A 16,016-nucleotide genomic window follows, 5' to 3' on the forward strand; every position below is an offset into this window, starting at 1 on the left:
AGCTGTGGAGAGTCACGGCAAACGACAGGAAAACGCCGCCCGGATCGTGATCGAATCGGGCGGCGCTGACAATCTCGAAAAATTAACCTGAAGAAGGCTTTGCACGGCGTTCTTCAGGTGCGGATCACTCGGATTGGCGCTCTTCGGCGACCATTTTCGCCATCGCGGCTTCGGGGGCATATCCGCGCAGCATTTGGCCGCCGATCACGAAGGCCGGGGTGCCCGAAATCGCCATGCGCTGTGCCAGCTGGTAGTTCTGGCGCAGAACCTCGGTGACCGAGTCGTCGTTCATCTGCTTCAGGATCGGCTGCGGATCGAGACCCTGATCCTTCGCGATCTGGCTCAGGCTCTCGACGGTCAGGTCGCCCCGCGCGGTCATCAGCGTGTCGTGCATCTTCGCATAGGCGTCGTCGCCGTTGATCTGCTTCGTCGCCACCGCGAAGCGCGCCGCCAGTTCGGATTGCTGGCCGAGGATCGGGAATTCCTTGACGATGAAGCGGATATTGCCGTCCTTCGAGATCAGGTCCGAGACCTCGCTATAGGCTTTCTTGCAGTAGGTGCATTTGTAATCCATGAACTCGACCATGGTAATGTCACCATCGGGATTGCCGCCGACCCAGCTGTGACTGTCCTCGAAGATGTCCTTCGCATTGGTCTGGATGAGCTTCTTGTCATTGTCGGCCTGCTGGGCCTGTTGCTTGGCCTCCAGCTCGTTGATCGCCTCGACCAGAACCTGCGGGTTCGCCATCAGATATTCGCGCACGGCGTCGCCGAATGCGGATTTCTGGCTGTCGGACATATTGGCGAAGTCGAAATCCTGGGCGGCTGCCGGGGTGAGCGGGGCGGCCGTGGCGAGCGCGGCGAAGGCGGTCGCGGCCAGAAGCGTGCGGAGCATGGGCATTTCCTTTGGATCGGGTCCTGTTGGTTCGCAAGCAAACTGACCGCTCGGACGCGCGGGATCAAGTGGGCGTTATCGCGCAGGGCGAAATGCGGGCGCATTGACGCTCGGGCGGCTTCGGCCTAACCCCTTGGGCGAAATCTCAAGCGGCAAGGAGTTGGCAGGATGCGGCAGTCGAAACGCGGGCAGGTGGAACCGTTCATCGCGATGGATGTGCTGCGCATGGCAGCCGAGGCGGAGGCTGCGGGCCGCGACATCGTGCATATGGAAGTGGGCCAGCCGGGAACTTCCGCACCGAAAGCCGCCAAGCGTCGTCTGGCCGAGGCGCTGGAGAGCCAGCCGATGGGCTACACCGTTGCGCTGGGGCTGCCCTATCTGCGCGAGGGGATCGCGAAGCTCTACAAGCGCTGGTACGACATCGATCTGGATCCCGCGCGCGTGGTCATCACTTCGGGATCTTCCGGGGCGTTCCAGCTGGCTTTCACGGCGCTGTTCGACGTAGGCGACAAGGTGGGGCTGGGCGAGCCGGGCTATCCGAGCTACCGCCAGATCCTCAAGGCGCTCTCGATCGAGCCGATGGGCATTCCGACCGAGGCGCAGAACCGCTACCAGCCGACGCCCGAGGAAATCCCGGACGATCTGGCCGGGCTGATCGTGGCCTCGCCGGGCAACCCGTCGGGCACGATGTTGGGCAAGCCGGAGCTGCAGGCGCTGATCGAGCATTGTCAGGCCCGCGACATCGCTTTCATCTCGGACGAGATCTATCACGGGCTGCAATATGAGGGTCGTGCGGTCTCGGCGCTGGAGATCAGCGACGACGTCTTCGTGATCAATTCCTTCTCGAAATATTTCTCGATGACGGGCTGGCGTGTGGGCTGGATGGTGGTGCCGGAAAGCCATCTGCGCACCGTGGAGCGTCTCGCGCAGCACATGTTCATCTGCGCCCCTCATGCGAGTCAGGTCGCGGCTCTGGGCGCGCTCGAGAGCCTCGACGAGATGGCCGAGAATGTCGCGCGCTACGGGCAGAGCCGGCAGATGCTGCTCGAAGAGCTGCCGAAGATGGGCTTCACCCGGATCGCGCCGCCCGACGGGGCGTTCTACCTCTATGCCGATGTGTCGGAGCTGACCGAGGATAGCGCCGCTTTCGCCGCGGAAATCCTCGAGAGCGTCGGGGTGGCGGTCACGCCGGGGATGGATTTCGACCCCCATCGCGGCGCCCAGACCATCCGCTTCTCCTACGCGCAAAGCCCCGAGCGGGTCGCCGAGGGGATCAAACGGCTGCGGAGCTTCATGGAGAACCGCTGAGGTTGCGATGAAGGGTGCGCCCGACCCTTGGGTGGGCGCGTCGTATCGTTGGTGGCCGGGCGCTTTATCCCGCAAGCCCGCAAGTTGGTCATGCGCGAGGTGACATCGCCATTGCGCCCTGCCATGGGGGAGGGTCGGGCGCGGCCCGGGTTGGTCGCCCGTGCCAAGGGCGGCCCCATTCGCCCTTTGCTCCGCGCGAACCCGGCCGCTATAGTGCCCGCAAAACGAAAGCGCATAAAAACGGGGCGCGTATGATCGGGCGGTTCATTCTTCTTCTCGCGATGTCTCTCGCGCTGGCTCTGCCTGCGCGCGCGCAGGATCTGTCGGCCTTGGCGCAATACGCACCCGCGCGCAGCCAGATCGCGCAAAGCGGAGACAAGCTCGCGATCACGCTCGGGATCAGCCAGCCGGTGCCGTATCGCGCCTTTCTGCTGGCCGATCCATACCGGCTGGTCATCGACTTCCGCGAGTTGAATTTCGGGGCCAACCCACCTGAAAATCTGCTGAAAGGCAGCGATGCGATCAAAGGTCTGCGCTGGGGCAAGTTCCGGCCCGGCTGGTCGCGGATGGTGGCCGAACTGGCCCATCCGATGCGCCTCGTGAGCTCCGAAGAGCGCACCAAGGGCGATCCGCAAATCGCGCTGACTCTAAAGAAAGTGCCCGCTGCCAAGTTCACCCCGCGCAAGGGGGCAGCCGATTCCGCGCTCTGGGACTTGCCGCAGCCCGCGCCGACACCCGCGCCGCACCGCCGTCAGGATGGGACGCGGCCGCTGAAGGTCGTGCTCGATCCCGGCCATGGTGGCATCGATCCGGGTGCGGAGGATGGCGGCGCGCATGAGGCCGATATCGTGCTCGGCTTCGCGCGTCAGCTGCGCGACGCGATGCGCCGCGCGGGGATGCAGGTGGTCATGACGCGCGATCAGGACGTGTTCGTGCCGCTCGAGACCCGCGTGACGGTCGCGCGTGCGGCGGGGGCGGATATCTTCATCTCGCTCCATGCCGATTCCATCGCCGAGGGGCGGGCGACGGGCTCCACGATCTACCGGCTCGACGATCACGCCGAAACCGAGGCCACGCGCAAGCTGGTCCAGCGCCACGACCGCGACGATATCCTTGCAGGTGTCGATCTGAACGGGCAGGGCGATGCGATCACCCATATCCTCGTAGATCTGGCGCGGCGTGACACGCAGCCGCGCTCGGTCCGGCTGTCGCAGGTGCTGGCGGGCGCGATCAAGGGAGCGGGGCTGCATATGCACAAACGCCCGGTGCAGGGCGCGAATTTCTCGGTGCTGAAATCACCCGATATTCCGTCCGTCCTCGTGGAGCTGGGTTTCCTGTCGTCGCCTGCCGATCGGGCGCGGCTCAAAGACCCCGACTGGCGCGCCCGGATGGCTGCGGCGATCACCAAGGGTGTCGAGACCTGGGCGCAGGCCGATGCCGCCGAGGCGAAGCTTTTGCGCCAGTAATCGCGTGTTTTTCCTGGTCTGACGCGCGGTCATCCGCCCATTCGGCGAGATTATGACCACGCGGCGTCTTCTCGGAAGCGTGAGCGCACATTACTTTGACCGTCACGAAGGCGCGATGTATAGGCTGGCGCGATGGGGTAAACTGCCCCGAGGCAAGGGGTGTATCTGTGATCCGTTTCATTCTCGGCTCGATCGGCGGCGTGTTTTCCTGGGTTGTGACCGGGCTGTTCTTTGCGGCGCTCACCATCGGGGCGATCTTCTGGATCTATTCGCGCGATCTGCCGAGCTACGACCAGCTTGCGCAATACCGCCCCAAGACCATCTCGCGCATCTATAACGGCGACGGCCGCCTGATTGACGAATTCGCCGAGCAGCGCCGCCTCTTCGTGCCGATCCGCGACATTCCCGACCGGGTGAAGGGCGCGTTCGTCTCGGCGGAGGACAAGAATTTCTACATCCACCCCGGTTTCGACCCGCGCGGGATCGCCGCGGCGATGTTCACCGCCGTGAAATCGGGCGGGCGCGACGTGCGCGGGGCCTCGACGATCACCCAACAGGTGACGAAGAACCTGCTTCTGTCCTCGGACCGCTCGGTGGAGCGCAAGATCAAGGAACTGATCCTGTCCTCGCGCATCGAACATGTGCTGAGCAAGGACCGTATCCTCGAGCTTTATCTCAACGAGATCTATCTCGGCCAGAACTCCTACGGAGTCGCCGCCGCGGCGCAGACCTATTTCAACAAGCCGCTCGCCGATCTGACGGTGGGCGAGGCCGCCTATCTCGCGGCGCTGCCGAAGAAGCCCGCCGATCTGCATCCCGTGCGCGACTACAAAACCGCCGTGGATCGCCGCAACTATGTGCTGCGCCGGATGTACGAGGATGGCCGCATCGACAAGGCGACGATGGAAGCGGAGCAGAACAAGCCGCTGAAATCCGTGCAGAACGGCGATTACGCCCCGTTCCGCGCACAGCTTCCGCCGCGCGACTATTTCACCGACGAAATCCGCCGCCAGCTGTCGAAAAGCTTTGGCGAAGAGGAATTCTTCGGCGGTGGCCTGACCATCCGCGCGACCGTGAACCCCGATCTTCAGTCCCATGCGACGAAGGCGCTGCAGCACGCGCTGGAGAAATACGACCGCGAGCAGGGCGTCTGGCGCGGCACCGGCGCGAAGATCGCCGAGGACAAGCTGAAGAAAGAGGCCGATTGGCGCGCCGCGCTCGACGATGTCTCGACCGCCAAGGCGCCGCGCGACATCGAGGGATGGCATCCGGCCGTGGTGCTGGGCTTCGAGGGCGGTTCGGCCCGGATCGGCATCGAGGGTATCGAGGAAGACAAAGACGGCCACTGGATTCCGCCGGAAGACGTGACCTGGGCGCGCAAGCTGAAAGATGACGGCAAGCTCGGCCCGCGCGCGAAACAGGCGCAGGATCTTCTGGAGACCGGCGACGTGGTCGAGGTCCGTGCGATGACGAGCGATAGCGACGGCTCCTTCATCCGCTGGACGCTGCGCCAGGTGCCGAAGGTCGAAGGCGCCTTCATGGCGATGGACGTGAATACCGGCCGCGTGTTGGCGATGCAGGGCGGCTTCTCCTATCAGGCTTCGGTATATAACCGCGCGACGCAGGCGATGCGCCAGCCGGGCTCGAACTTCAAACCCTTCGTCTACGCGGCGGCGCTTGATTCCGGCTTCTCGCCCGAGACGATCGTGGTCGACGCGCCGATCGAGGTGAACACGCCGCAGGGCATGTGGCGCCCGAAGAACGCCTCGAACAAGTATTACGGCCCGACGCCGATGCGCACCGGTCTCGAGCATTCGCGCAACCTGATGACGATCCGGATCGCGCAGGAAATCGGCATGGACACGGTCGCCGCCTATGCGGAGAAATTCGGCGTCTACGACCATATGCGCCGCTTCCTCGCCAACGCGCTCGGCGCGCAGGAAACCACGATGTTCCGCCTGATCTCGGCCTACGCGATGTTCGCCAATGGCGGCGAGCGGGTGGAGCCGACGCTGGTCGACCGCGTGCAGGACCGCTACGGCCGCACGATCTACCGTCACGACCAGCGCAGCTGCGACAATTGCGACGATCCGAACCTGCCCGAGGGGCAGGGCCCGAAGATCGTCAGCCACCGCGACCAGATCATCGACCCGATCACCGCCTACCAGATGATCTCCTTGATGGAGGGCGTGGTGAAGCGCGGCTCCGGCTACGGCGTCGACCTGCCGGTTCCGATCGCGGGCAAGACCGGCACCACGAACGACGCGAAAGACGTCTGGTTCACCGGCTTCAGCTCGAACATCGTGGCTTCGTGCTACATGGGCTACGACAACCCGCGCTCGCTGGGCCGTCACGCTTATGGCGGTACACTCTGCGTCCCGGTCTTCAACGAGTTCATGCGCGAGGCGATCAAGGAATTCGGCGGCTCGAAGTTCAAGGTTCCGCCGGGTGGCACCTGGGCCAAGTTCAACCGCTATACCGGCGAGCGTCTGTCCGACTCCGCCACCGGCGAATTCGTCCAAGCCGAATATCTGCGCCCCGGTCAGGACATGTCGGGCCTCGGCTCGCTGGTCGTCGATGGCGGCTTCGCGATGGGCTCCAACCTGCCGCTCTTCGCGCAGGGGGAGCGTGACGACGCGGGCTCTACCACGGTCACCACCTCGACGGGTCAGCAGAAGGTCATTCCGAAGAAGAAGGCCGATTTCGGCTCGCTCTCGGCAGGCGGCCTCTACTGAGCGCAGCACGCGTCAAAACCGACCGACAGTAAAAAAGGGGGGCGCTCGCCCCCCTTTCTCGTTTCTGCTCGATTATTCCTATCTCGGAGGGCGTCCTTCGGGCTTGCGCAAATATCCCGGGGGAGGCCCGCAAGGGACGGGGGCAGAGCCCCCCGCTACCCCGATCAGAACCCTTCGCTGCCGTCGCCCTGCCAAGGCTTGGCGAGATCCGAGAAGCGCGTGAACTGGCTCTCGAAGGCCAATTCCACCGTGCCGATCGGCCCGTGACGTTGCTTGCCGAGGATCACCTCGGCCTTGCCGTGCACGCGCTCGGCCTTCTGCATCCATTCGGCGAATTTCGGGTCGTCTTCCGGTGGCTTGAGGCGTTCGTGATAATATTCGTCGCGATAGACGAACATCACCACGTCGGCATCCTGTTCGATCGAGCCGGATTCCCGAAGATCGGAAAGCTGCGGGCGCTTGTCCTCGCGGCTTTCCACCGTCCGCGACAGCTGCGACAGCGCGACCACGGGGATGTTCAATTCCTTCGCGATGGCCTTCAGACCCATCGAGATCTCGCCGATCTCCTGCACACGGTTATCGCCCCGGCCCGAGCCGCGCAGCAGCTGCAGGTAGTCGACGATCACCACGTCGAGCCCGTGCGTCCGCTTCAGCCGGCGGCAGCGCGCGGCGACCTGACCGATCGGCAGGGCGGGCGTATCGTCGATATAGAGCGGGCATTTCTCCAGCGCTTTCGCGGCCTCGACGAAGCGGCGGAATTCGCTCTCCGTCATGTCGCCGCGCCGGATGCGCTCGGAGGGCACTTCGGAGGCTTCGGACAAGATACGCGCGGCCAGCTGTTCCGCGCTCATCTCGAGCGAGAAGAACCCGACAACGCCGCCTTCGATTGCGCCCTCGACCCCGTCGTGGCGCATGCCCTTCTTGTAGGCCTTGGCGATGTTGAAGGCGATGTTGGTCGCAAGCGAGGTTTTCCCCATCGAGGGACGCCCCGCGAGGATCAGCAAATCCGAAGGGTGGAAGCCACCGAGCTTCTTGTCGAGATCGCGCAGCCCCGTCGAGACGCCCGCCAGACCGCCATCGCGCTGATAGGCGGCATTGGCCGATTGCACGGCCTCGGTCACAGCCGACAGGAACGAGGTCCAGCCCTTCTGCGCCTGACCCTCTTCGGCCAAGGTGTAGAGCCGCTGTTCGGCCGCCGCGATCTGCTCTTTCGGATCGTCGTCGATCTGCGGTTTGCCCGCGCGCGACGAGATATCCTGACCCAGTTCGATCAGCCCGCGCCGCACCGCCATCTCGTAGATCATCAGCGCGTAGTCGCGCGCCGCATAGGCCGAGATTGCCGCCCCCGCCAGACGCGCCAGATAGGCTGGCCCGCCCAGTTCCTGAAGGCCCGCATCGTCCTCGAGATAGGCTTTCAGCGTCACCGGCGAGGCGAGCGCGTTCTTCTGGATCTTCGCCGCCGCGACCTCGTAGATTCGCTGGTGGACCGGCTCGTAGAAATGCTCCGGTTTGATGACGGAAGCGATCCGGTCGAAGATGTCGTTATTCGTGAGGATCGCACCCAGAAGCTGCTGTTCGGCTTCGATATTATGGGGCAGCACGGTGCCCTCTGCGGGCAAATTTCCGGGCTGCCCCTCATCGGGGCGTTGTGCCTGATCGTTCATGTTCCTGCCTCGGTGTCCCCGTCCCTCAGGCGGTCTTTTAACCGCAGTCGGGGGGAATAGGAATCTGGATAAGATTGGGGAAAACCCCGCTGTTTCAGCGGAGTCTTCGGAATTTATAGTGTGCGGTCGCGACCGAACCTACCACATTTCGCGAGAGGGCGCGATTAGCGAGAGTCGCGGGCGAAAATGCTCCCCAGAGCATCCACAGCTTCATCCACAGAAATCTCGGGCCGTTTCAGCCCTTGCGCGCGTCCTGCCACGGGCGCGGATCGCTCAGGAAGGCTTCGACCTCGTCGAGCGTCTCTTTCGAGAAGCTGCCCTGTTCGCGCGCCTCGGCCAGAACGTCCCACCAGGTACACAGGTGATGCAGCTCGACGCCATGCTCGCGCAGGTTCGGGACCGTCTCGGGGAAGATTCCGTAATAGAAGATCACCGCGGTATGGCCGCAGGTCGCGCCGGTGTCGCGGATCGCATCGACGAAGCTCAACTTCGAGCCGCCATCGGTCGTCAGATCCTCGACCAAGAGCACGCGCTGGCCCTCGGTCATCGCGCCTTCGATGCGCGCGTTGCGCCCGTAGCCCTTCGGCTTCTTGCGCACATAGGTCATCGGCAGCGCCAGACGCTCCGCCACCATCGCGGCGAAGGGAATGCCCGCCGTCTCGCCGCCCGCGATATTGTCGAACGCCTCGAAGCCGGCTTCGCGCATCACCGTCACGGCGAGGAAATCCATCAGCGTCGAGCGGATACGCGGGAAGGAGATCAGCTTGCGGCAATCGATATAGGTCGGCGAGGGCAGGCCGGAGGCGAGCGTGAAGGGCTCGTCGGCGTTGAAATGCACCGCTTCGATTTCCAGAAGCATCCGCGCGGTCAGGCGGGCGATTTCTTCTTTGCTGGGGAAGGAGCTGGGGATCATCATCTCGTCCTTATCAAGACTGGCTTCGGCTTGGTCTAAATATCCCCCGCGGAGCGTCCGCCGGCGGGCCTGGGAGCCTCCGGCGGGGATATTTGCGCCAAGGCGAAGATCAGCGTTTTACATGCCAATGGACCGGGAAACCCGGATCGAAGAGAGTGACGGGGCCCGCGCCGGTCTCGATCTTGGCGGGCCAGTTGTTGGGCTGGTCGGTCTTCTCGAGCGTGAGCGTCGCCTCGTTGACCGGAAGCCGGTAGAAGGCGGGGCCGTTGCGCGAGGCGAAGGCCTCGAGTTTATCGAGAGCGTCCTCGGCCTCGAACACATGCGCCAGAAGCGGCATCGTGTTGGTCGCGGTGAAACAGCCCGCGCAGCCGCAGCCGCTTTCCTTGGCCGCGTCGACATGCGGCGCAGAGTCGGTGCCGAGGAAGAAATGCGGATTGCCCGAGGTCGCGGCGGCGACAAGCGCCAGCCGATGCGTCTCGCGCTTGGCGACCGGCAGGCAGTAGTAATGCGGCTTGATCCCGCCCACGAGGATATGGTTGCGGTTGATGATCAGGTGATGCGTGGTGATCGTTCCGCCCATGTCCTCGCCCTGCGAGGAGACGTAATCGACGCCGTCCTTGGTGGTGATATGCTCCATCACCACGCGCAAACCGGGCGTCGCGCGCCGGATCGGGTCGAGCACGGTTTCTATGAACACGGCTTCGCGGTCGAAGATGTCGACTTCGGGGCGGGTCACTTCGCCATGGACGCAAAGCGGCAGGCCAATCTCGGCCATCTTCTCCAGCACGCCGCGCACCTTGTCGAAATCGCGCACACCGGAATCGGAGTTCGTCGTGGCGCCCGCCGGATAGAGCTTCACCGCCTTGACCAGCCCGGAGGCTGCGGCTTTGGCCACGTCTTCCGCGTCGGTCTTTTCGGTCAGGTAGAGCGTCATCAGCGGCTCGAAATCGCTCCCTTCCGGCAGCGCCTTCAGGATGCGCTCACGATAGGCGGCGGCATCGTCCCCGCGCACCACCGGCGGCACGAGGTTCGGCATGATGATCGCGCGGGCGAAATCGCGGGCGGTTTCGGGGGCGACACCTTCCAGCATCGCGCCATCGCGCAGATGCAGGTGCCAGTCATCGGGGCGGGGCAGGGTGATCGAGTTCATGGGAAAAGTCCTTAGCCCGAGGTCGCGCGCGAATCCAGAGGGTGCGCGCATGCCGCGCTGCAGCATATGCATGGCGGGGATGCGCAGATGGCGGTAGTAGAGGCAGCGAGGCTGACCTAAGTTCATCGCCAAGGGAGGAAACGAACCTGTACGCTAAACCCTCAGGAGGTTTCCATGGCATTCGTTACCACCGCCCATGGCGGACAATCGATCTTCGCTCGTATGGGCCAAGCAATCGCACAAGGCCTCGTCGCCTACATGGAGCGCCAGTCGCGCCAAGATCAAATCCGCGCGCTCGACGCGAAAAGCGACGCTGAGCTTGCCGATATGGGTCTGACCCGTGACGGCATCGTGCGCCACGTGTTCCGCGACCGTTTCTACATCTGAACCCGGTCCGGGGCGCCGAAGCGCCACGTATTGAAAAAGGGCGTGCCCCCGCCGGGGCGCGCCCTTTTTACATGTCTGCAATACTGTTCGGGGTTTCAGGCGGCGCCCGCGCGTTGCAACGGCTCGGGCAACTCGATCCCTTCTTCGGCGAGCCTCTGTGCGAGCGCTTCGTAGCGATTGCGGAATTTCGGGCGGTTCTGGCTCGTCCCGACCGCGCGGCACATGATCGCCTCCAGTACCGGACGGCGCGCCCTCCGCAGGTGGTCGAGCAGGCGGAAGACATAGCGTCTCGACAGCCGCCGCGCGCGGAAGAAAGTCCAGAACAGCGACGGGGTCAGCTTGCCAGCGCCAGCGGCGATCAGCACCTCGTCGAGAATATCCATGTCGAGCAGCGCCGTCGCCGGGGCCGGGCCGATATGCCGGCAGGGCATCAAGGATACGCAAGGCCGCGCGAACAGTGCTGCGTGCATCGCGTCGAGTCGCTCGAACGGGTCATAGAATATGAACGCCTGCGCTACGCCGTCGAGCATCTCGGGCGCGAAGCCGTAGCGATCGGTGAAGGACATGCGGCGGGTCTGCGGGAAACGGTCGTCCCAGCCCGCGAGCGTCGGATCGAGCGTCGCCTGCGGGGCGAGCGCGACCACCGTGGCGCCGGGCGCCGCGACCGAGAAAGCCGCCGCCGCGTAGCCGCCGGGGCCCGCACCGTAGAAGACTACCCGGTCGAAATCTTCGAAGAAGGCCTCGTCGACGAGTCGGTCGAAATAGGCATAGACCGCCGAATCCCGGAACCAGCTTTCGTCCGAAGCGATCACGCTGAGCGCGGACCAGCCTTCGTCGCGGGCGATCTTGTAGCCGAAGGGCAGGGCCTCGTCGGCATCGGCCTCGATCTGGGCTCGGGTCTCGAAGCTGACGATCAGGACGGGCGAGTCGTCATGGAACAGCACCTCGTGATCGGCGCCGAGCGGCTCGTAATAGCCGGTCTCGTCCGCGATCTCTTCCAGCCGTGCGCGCCACTCCGTGTCTGCCTTGCTCACCTTCGCCTCTTTCAGCTTTCGTGCGCATCTCGCGGGTTGCGGATGCGGGCGGGACACCGCCAATTCTGCTCTCCCAACGTATCACCGCAAGAAAGGGGCACAAATAGGAGCCAAGCGAGGAATCTGCCGCCACATTTCTTAACAGGCGACAATTGGCCCATTTTCGGATGTTTGTTTACGGGTTTTCGGCCGCGGCCGCTTTTGCAAGGCGCACCATGAGCTTAGCGGCTTGAGGCGAGAGCGGGCGGCTCGGCGGGCACAGGAGAAGCCGGCCGAAAAGCCCGCGGTAGGCTTCTTCGCGCAAAAGCGTGCGGGCCCGCTCCTTGCGCCACAGAACTGCCGCATTGTGCAGGCGGGTCAGCTCGGGATCGGCGCTCAGCTCTGTAAGAGCGTCCTGCGTGCCCGCATCGTGGCGACGAATCGAATCGTCCTCCACCTCCGAGAAATTGCGCTCCACCCAGTAGGACATGTCGAAGTCGCCGGCCCGCCGGTTCGACCGGCCCCGGTCGCATTTCACGAGGTAGCCTTCCATCGACCCCAGCGGGTAATGGTTGAGCTGCACGAGGTCGTAGGGCGCGCTACCCGGTGGGGTGAACAGCTTCTGGCGCTGATAGTGCGGCGGCAGTTTGCGGCCCGATCCGTCGACCCAGAGCGTGCCTGCCAGCTTGTCGTCCTGTGGTGCAAGGGGGCGGTGGACGCCGAGCTTGGCATAGGCGCCGGTATTGGCGAACAGCGTCTTGAACATCGAGGCGCGCCACGGCCAGAGCATGTCGGGCGGCGCACAGCGAGTGAACTGTTGCGTGACGGGGCGGTCCTCGAACGCGACGACGCCGCAATTGCCGAAGAGCCGCCAGGTCATCGCGAAGGCGGTGGCCTGCGGCACGGCCTCGATCAGCGCGTCCAGCGTGCCTTCGCCGGTCTTTATGGTGACGAATTCGTCAACGTCGATCACCGCGATCCAGTCGGCCTGGGCCACCAGCGGATGGGCATCGGCCTGTTTGAGCGCGGCCCATTGGGGGCCTTCCTTCCACGGGCCGGGATTGGGCACATGGGTCAGCCAGCCGATCTCCTGCAGCCGATCCAGCATCGCATCGGTGCCGTCGTCGCAGTCGTTGGAAAAGACAAGGAAATCCGTAAAGCCGATGGCGCGGTGATGGGCCAGCCATTCCAGCAGAAACGGGCCTTCATTCTTGACGGATGTGATCGCGAGCGCACGCATTGCGCCACTCTAGAGGGGCCGCGCGCGCTCGCAAGTGGTTGGGATCACACGGTGACGCGGCGCGGCAGGGCTGCCACGCTTGCAGCGATCTCTTCGGTGCCGTCGGTCAGCTCGAGGATTTCACGGCTCACCTCGGGGGTGTCGATCAGGGCCGCGAGCACCGCCGCGACATGGCCGCGCGCGACCGAGCCGTAATTCAGCGCATGGGCCAGCGCCACGCGCCCGTCGCCATCCTCATCCATCAAGGTGCCGGGGCGCAGGATGACATAGTCGAGCCCGCTCGCGACCACGGCAGCATCGGCGGTTTTCTTCGCCAGCATGTAATGCTCGAAGCCCGGTTTGATCTCTTTGCCGCGCCCCGCATCGGGGAAGACCGAGACGAGGTAGAGCCGCGGCACGCTCATCCGGTTCATCGCGGCGATCACGTCGAGCGGCGCGTCGCCGTCGATCCGGGTGGTGCGTTCGAGCCCGGAGCCTGCAGCCCCCGCCGAGAAGACGACCGCGTCCTGTCCCTCGAACATCGGTTCGAAATCGCCCGCGGTGAGTTCCATGAGATCGCCCTGAACGGGTGTGGCTCCCATCGCGCGCAGGCTGTCGGCCTGCTCGGGTTTGCGGTGCAGCGCCGTAACCTCGTGGCCTGCGTCGATCAGAAGCGGGACCAGCCGATGCCCGACGCCGCCTGTCGCGCCGATGACGAAAATGCGTGCCATGTTTGGTATCCTTTCCTTTGACCGGAAAGCTAGGTCAGGGCGCGCTTGGGTAAAGGCGGCGCGCCTAGTGCGCGGCCTCGTCCGGAGCTTCGACGGTAAAGAAGAAATCCGCGGGCAGGTTTCGGGCATGCAGGTCGTCGGGAATTACGTGCGGGCCGGTGTTGAACACGGCAGAGCCGAAGACATGCAGCATCCGCGAGAGCGCCTCGAACCGCTCCGATGTCAGCGTCTCGTAGAACTCCCGCTGGTCGGGGCGCGCCATCAGCTCCGCGATCTTCGCACGGTGGCTGGCGACAGCGTGGTGATGCGCCGCCGCGATCTCGGGATCGGCCATCATCCGGTCGAACTCGGCGCGGGCCGCAGGCAGCATCCGCTGGATCGAGCGATCCTCGACCGCGTTATGGTTCATCCGGAACCAGTAGTTCAGCCCCTGATCGCGATCGACATGGTTCACCCGGCCGCGGGCGCGCTTCACGAGGAAGCTCTCGGCCGAGCGCACCGCGTAATGGTTCAGCTGCACCCAGTCATAGCCATAGGTGTCGAGCGTCGAGCGCCAGCCATTGCGGAACATCTCGCGCGGCATCGGCTGGCCCGAGCCGTTGAGCCAGTTCACCTGATCCCAGAGGTCCGGGTTCAGCCCCTTGGGGCGGTGAACGCCCAGCTTCTTGTAGAGCGCGATATTGCGAAACAGCGTCTTGAAGCCCCAGGCCTGATGCGGTTTGCGCACGATCTCGGGGGCGCAGCGGGTGAATTGCCCGGTGATGAAGCTGTCCTCGTATGCGTGGACGTCGTTATTGCCGAACAGCCGCCAGGTAAGCGAGATCATGTTCGCCTCGCCCATCGCCTGATACAGCGATTTCAGCGTACCGTCGCCGATCTTCACATTGATGAACTCGTCCACATCCATGCAGATCGACCAGCCCGCCTTGGTGATCACCGGCTCGGTCTCCGCCGCCGCCAGCGCCGCGTGCTGGGGCTTCATATCGACCATCGTGCGGAACGGGTTCTCGCGGTGCTGGACGTAGCCCTTGGCCTGCAGCAGATCGAGCATCGTATCGGTGCCGTCGGTGCAGTCGTTCGTATAGACGAGGAAATCATCCACCCCGATCGCGCGGTGATAGGCGATCCATTCGAGGATGAAGGGGCCTTCGTTCTTCATCGTGGTGACGATGGCGGTGCGGCCCGCCTCGACCGCCTGCGCGGGCGCGTCCTTCACCTTCGAGACCGGTGGGCGCACCGGCTTGAACCCCCAGACATCGCGCGACATCTGCAGCAGGCGCGGGTCTTCCACCAGCGAGGTCTTGGGCGCGAGTTCCGCGGGCGAGGTGCCCGGCACCCGCAGCGCCATCGCGCGCCAGAAGCCATAGGTCAGCCCCGGATCGGGGCGGCAATAGCTGACGCGCAGCAGCCGCCACGTATTGTCCAGTCCGGCCTTGGCCGGCGCGCAGCCCCAGCGCGCGATGCCGCGCCGGGCGTCGAACTGACGGCAGATATGGTCGGGGAAGCGCGCGGGCTGATCGTTGCGCACGCGCCAAGGGTAGATTCGGCGGCCCACCAGAAGGATCACGCCGTTCTCGGCCTGTTGCGTGGCCTCGAAAGCCGAGGGCTGGCCCGGCTCGCGCGCCGCCAGAAGATCGGTCACGTCGAGCACCAGCACCGAGGCCGCCTTCGCGAAGAACCGCCATTTCGCGATCTCGAAGATCAGCGCCTGGCCCAGCGGGCTCAGCTGCGGATCGGGGGCGGGCGGCTCCATCCGGTCCTTGCCGGGCGCGTCCGGGGCGAGGAAGACATGGTTCTCCGGCCCCATCCCCGGCTTGCCGAGCGGCAGCGGGCTTTCAAGGATCGCGACCGGCAGGTCCAACTCGCGCAGCGCCATGCCCGCCTCCAGCGCGTCGGCGAAAGCTTCGCCGCTACCTGCCGGACTGCTCTCGGGCGCGCGGTTCACGATCACCGCGCCCGTTGCGCCGTGATGGTCGTGATGCCAGCAGAGCCAATCGAGCACCGTCTCGACGCTTTCCTCCAGCCGAAGCCCAAACAGACAGTTGCGGCCCTCGAACATGTCCCAATCTGGCGCGGCAGGGGTGATCTCACGCAATTCCGGACCATCAGGCCCGGCCATCGCGGCCTGGATCGGTCCCGGCGCGGTCGGTTCATAGATCCCCATCACCGCGCCCGCGACATTGCGCGCCTCGGCCAGATGCGCGGCGCCGGGCACCGGGTCGAGGTTCAGATCCTCGGCCTGCGAAGGGGCGGCGAAGAAGGCGCGCAGATGGTGACGGGGACCGAGATCGGTCTCGTCGGTCCAGCCCACCGCGTCGAGCAGCGCGGGCTTGCCCGTTTGCGCCTCCATCCTGCGCCGGATCACTCGTTGCTTGCCCATGTCGATCTCGAAACTGCCTTTCGTTGCAACTAGCATGCAGGGGGCGACGCGATAAAGGCCACGCGAACCCGCGCGTCCGGGAATCGATGTCGCCTCCGAACGGGGCGATTTCGCGCGATGGGAATGGCGAAACCGGGGCAATCGCGGCGGAGCGC

At 64.8% G+C, this 16,016-nt stretch carries 12 protein-coding genes; 4 read left to right on the top strand and 8 right to left on the bottom strand.

What is annotated here, in order from left to right:
• Positions 1-124: 124 nt before the first annotated feature.
• Entirely contained in the window at positions 125-895 is a 771-nt protein-coding gene (locus tag B6V74_RS15400; protein ID WP_088723301.1) for a DsbA family protein, read from the bottom strand.
• A 168-nt stretch (positions 896-1,063) separates the two neighbouring features.
• Between B6V74_RS15400 and B6V74_RS15405 the strand changes: the two genes are divergently transcribed.
• From B6V74_RS15405 to B6V74_RS15415, 3 genes are all read left to right on the top strand, one after another.
• A complete protein-coding gene (locus B6V74_RS15405) occupies positions 1,064-2,203 on the top strand; it encodes an aminotransferase class I/II-fold pyridoxal phosphate-dependent enzyme (protein ID WP_088723302.1) in 1,140 nt (379 codons plus the stop codon).
• A gap of 251 nt (positions 2,204-2,454) precedes the next feature.
• Complete coding sequence (locus tag B6V74_RS15410; RefSeq protein ID WP_088723303.1) at positions 2,455-3,669, top strand: N-acetylmuramoyl-L-alanine amidase; 1,215 nt, start codon at positions 2,455-2,457, stop codon at positions 3,667-3,669.
• A gap of 167 nt (positions 3,670-3,836) precedes the next feature.
• Positions 3,837-6,404, top strand: a complete 2,568-nt coding sequence (locus B6V74_RS15415; RefSeq protein WP_088723304.1) for a PBP1A family penicillin-binding protein — start codon at positions 3,837-3,839, stop codon at positions 6,402-6,404.
• Between the two features lie 164 nt (positions 6,405-6,568).
• On the opposite strand, the gene B6V74_RS15420 is transcribed toward B6V74_RS15415, so the two are convergent.
• The 3 genes from B6V74_RS15420 to pyrC form a co-directional block, all read right to left on the bottom strand.
• Positions 6,569-8,068 (bottom strand): replicative DNA helicase, encoded by a 1,500-nt coding sequence (locus B6V74_RS15420; protein WP_088723305.1) that lies wholly within the window; start codon positions 8,066-8,068, stop codon positions 6,569-6,571.
• A 235-nt stretch (positions 8,069-8,303) separates the two neighbouring features.
• On the bottom strand, positions 8,304-8,981 hold the full coding sequence (locus tag B6V74_RS15425) for an orotate phosphoribosyltransferase (RefSeq protein WP_075775149.1): 678 nt from the start codon (positions 8,979-8,981) through the stop codon (positions 8,304-8,306).
• A gap of 109 nt (positions 8,982-9,090) precedes the next feature.
• Entirely contained in the window at positions 9,091-10,131 is a 1,041-nt protein-coding gene (gene pyrC / locus B6V74_RS15430; protein WP_088723306.1) for a dihydroorotase, read from the bottom strand.
• 174 nt (positions 10,132-10,305) lie between these two features.
• Between pyrC and B6V74_RS15435 the strand changes: the two genes are divergently transcribed.
• A complete protein-coding gene (locus B6V74_RS15435) occupies positions 10,306-10,518 on the top strand; it encodes a DUF1127 domain-containing protein (RefSeq protein ID WP_075775077.1) in 213 nt (70 codons plus the stop codon).
• Between the two features lie 95 nt (positions 10,519-10,613).
• Here the strand turns inward: B6V74_RS15435 and B6V74_RS15440 are convergent, their stop codons facing one another.
• From B6V74_RS15440 to B6V74_RS15455, 4 genes are all read right to left on the bottom strand, one after another.
• Positions 10,614-11,552, bottom strand: a complete 939-nt coding sequence (locus B6V74_RS15440) for a phosphoadenosine phosphosulfate reductase (RefSeq protein ID WP_240497124.1) — start codon at positions 11,550-11,552, stop codon at positions 10,614-10,616.
• A gap of 175 nt (positions 11,553-11,727) precedes the next feature.
• Positions 11,728-12,771: a glycosyltransferase family 2 protein gene (locus tag B6V74_RS15445; protein ID WP_088723307.1), complete on the bottom strand. Its 1,044-nt coding sequence runs from the start codon at positions 12,769-12,771 to the stop codon at positions 11,728-11,730.
• Between the two features lie 44 nt (positions 12,772-12,815).
• Complete coding sequence (locus tag B6V74_RS15450; protein WP_088723308.1) at positions 12,816-13,481, bottom strand: SDR family oxidoreductase; 666 nt, start codon at positions 13,479-13,481, stop codon at positions 12,816-12,818.
• A gap of 64 nt (positions 13,482-13,545) precedes the next feature.
• Positions 13,546-15,861, bottom strand: coding sequence for a glycosyltransferase family 2 protein (locus tag B6V74_RS15455; protein WP_088723309.1), 2,316 nt, complete (start codon positions 15,859-15,861; stop codon positions 13,546-13,548).
• Positions 15,862-16,016 lie beyond the last annotated feature (155 nt).

The organism is Thioclava sp. F42-5 (assembly GCF_002213195.1).
In the GTDB taxonomy this organism is placed as follows: Bacteria; Pseudomonadota; Alphaproteobacteria; order Rhodobacterales; family Rhodobacteraceae; genus Thioclava; species Thioclava nitratireducens.

Excerpts from the sequence above, each read along its gene's own strand:
- B6V74_RS15410 (WP_088723303.1), top strand. The coding sequence starts at position 2,455 with ATGATCGGGCGGTTCATTCTTCTTCTCGCGATGTCTCTCGCGCTGGCT.
- B6V74_RS15425 (WP_075775149.1), bottom strand. The coding sequence starts at position 8,981 with ATGATCCCCAGCTCCTTCCCCAGCAAAGAAGAAATCGCCCGCCTGACC.
- B6V74_RS15405 (WP_088723302.1), top strand. The coding sequence starts at position 1,064 with ATGCGGCAGTCGAAACGCGGGCAGGTGGAACCGTTCATCGCGATGGAT.
- B6V74_RS15450 (WP_088723308.1), bottom strand. The coding sequence starts at position 13,481 with ATGGCACGCATTTTCGTCATCGGCGCGACAGGCGGCGTCGGGCATCGG.
- B6V74_RS15435 (WP_075775077.1), top strand. The coding sequence starts at position 10,306 with ATGGCATTCGTTACCACCGCCCATGGCGGACAATCGATCTTCGCTCGT.
- B6V74_RS15400 (WP_088723301.1), bottom strand. The coding sequence starts at position 895 with ATGCTCCGCACGCTTCTGGCCGCGACCGCCTTCGCCGCGCTCGCCACG.
- B6V74_RS15455 (WP_088723309.1), bottom strand. The coding sequence starts at position 15,861 with ATGGGCAAGCAACGAGTGATCCGGCGCAGGATGGAGGCGCAAACGGGC.
- B6V74_RS15445 (WP_088723307.1), bottom strand. The coding sequence starts at position 12,771 with ATGCGTGCGCTCGCGATCACATCCGTCAAGAATGAAGGCCCGTTTCTG.
- B6V74_RS15420 (WP_088723305.1), bottom strand. The coding sequence starts at position 8,068 with ATGAACGATCAGGCACAACGCCCCGATGAGGGGCAGCCCGGAAATTTG.
- pyrC (WP_088723306.1), bottom strand. The coding sequence starts at position 10,131 with ATGAACTCGATCACCCTGCCCCGCCCCGATGACTGGCACCTGCATCTG.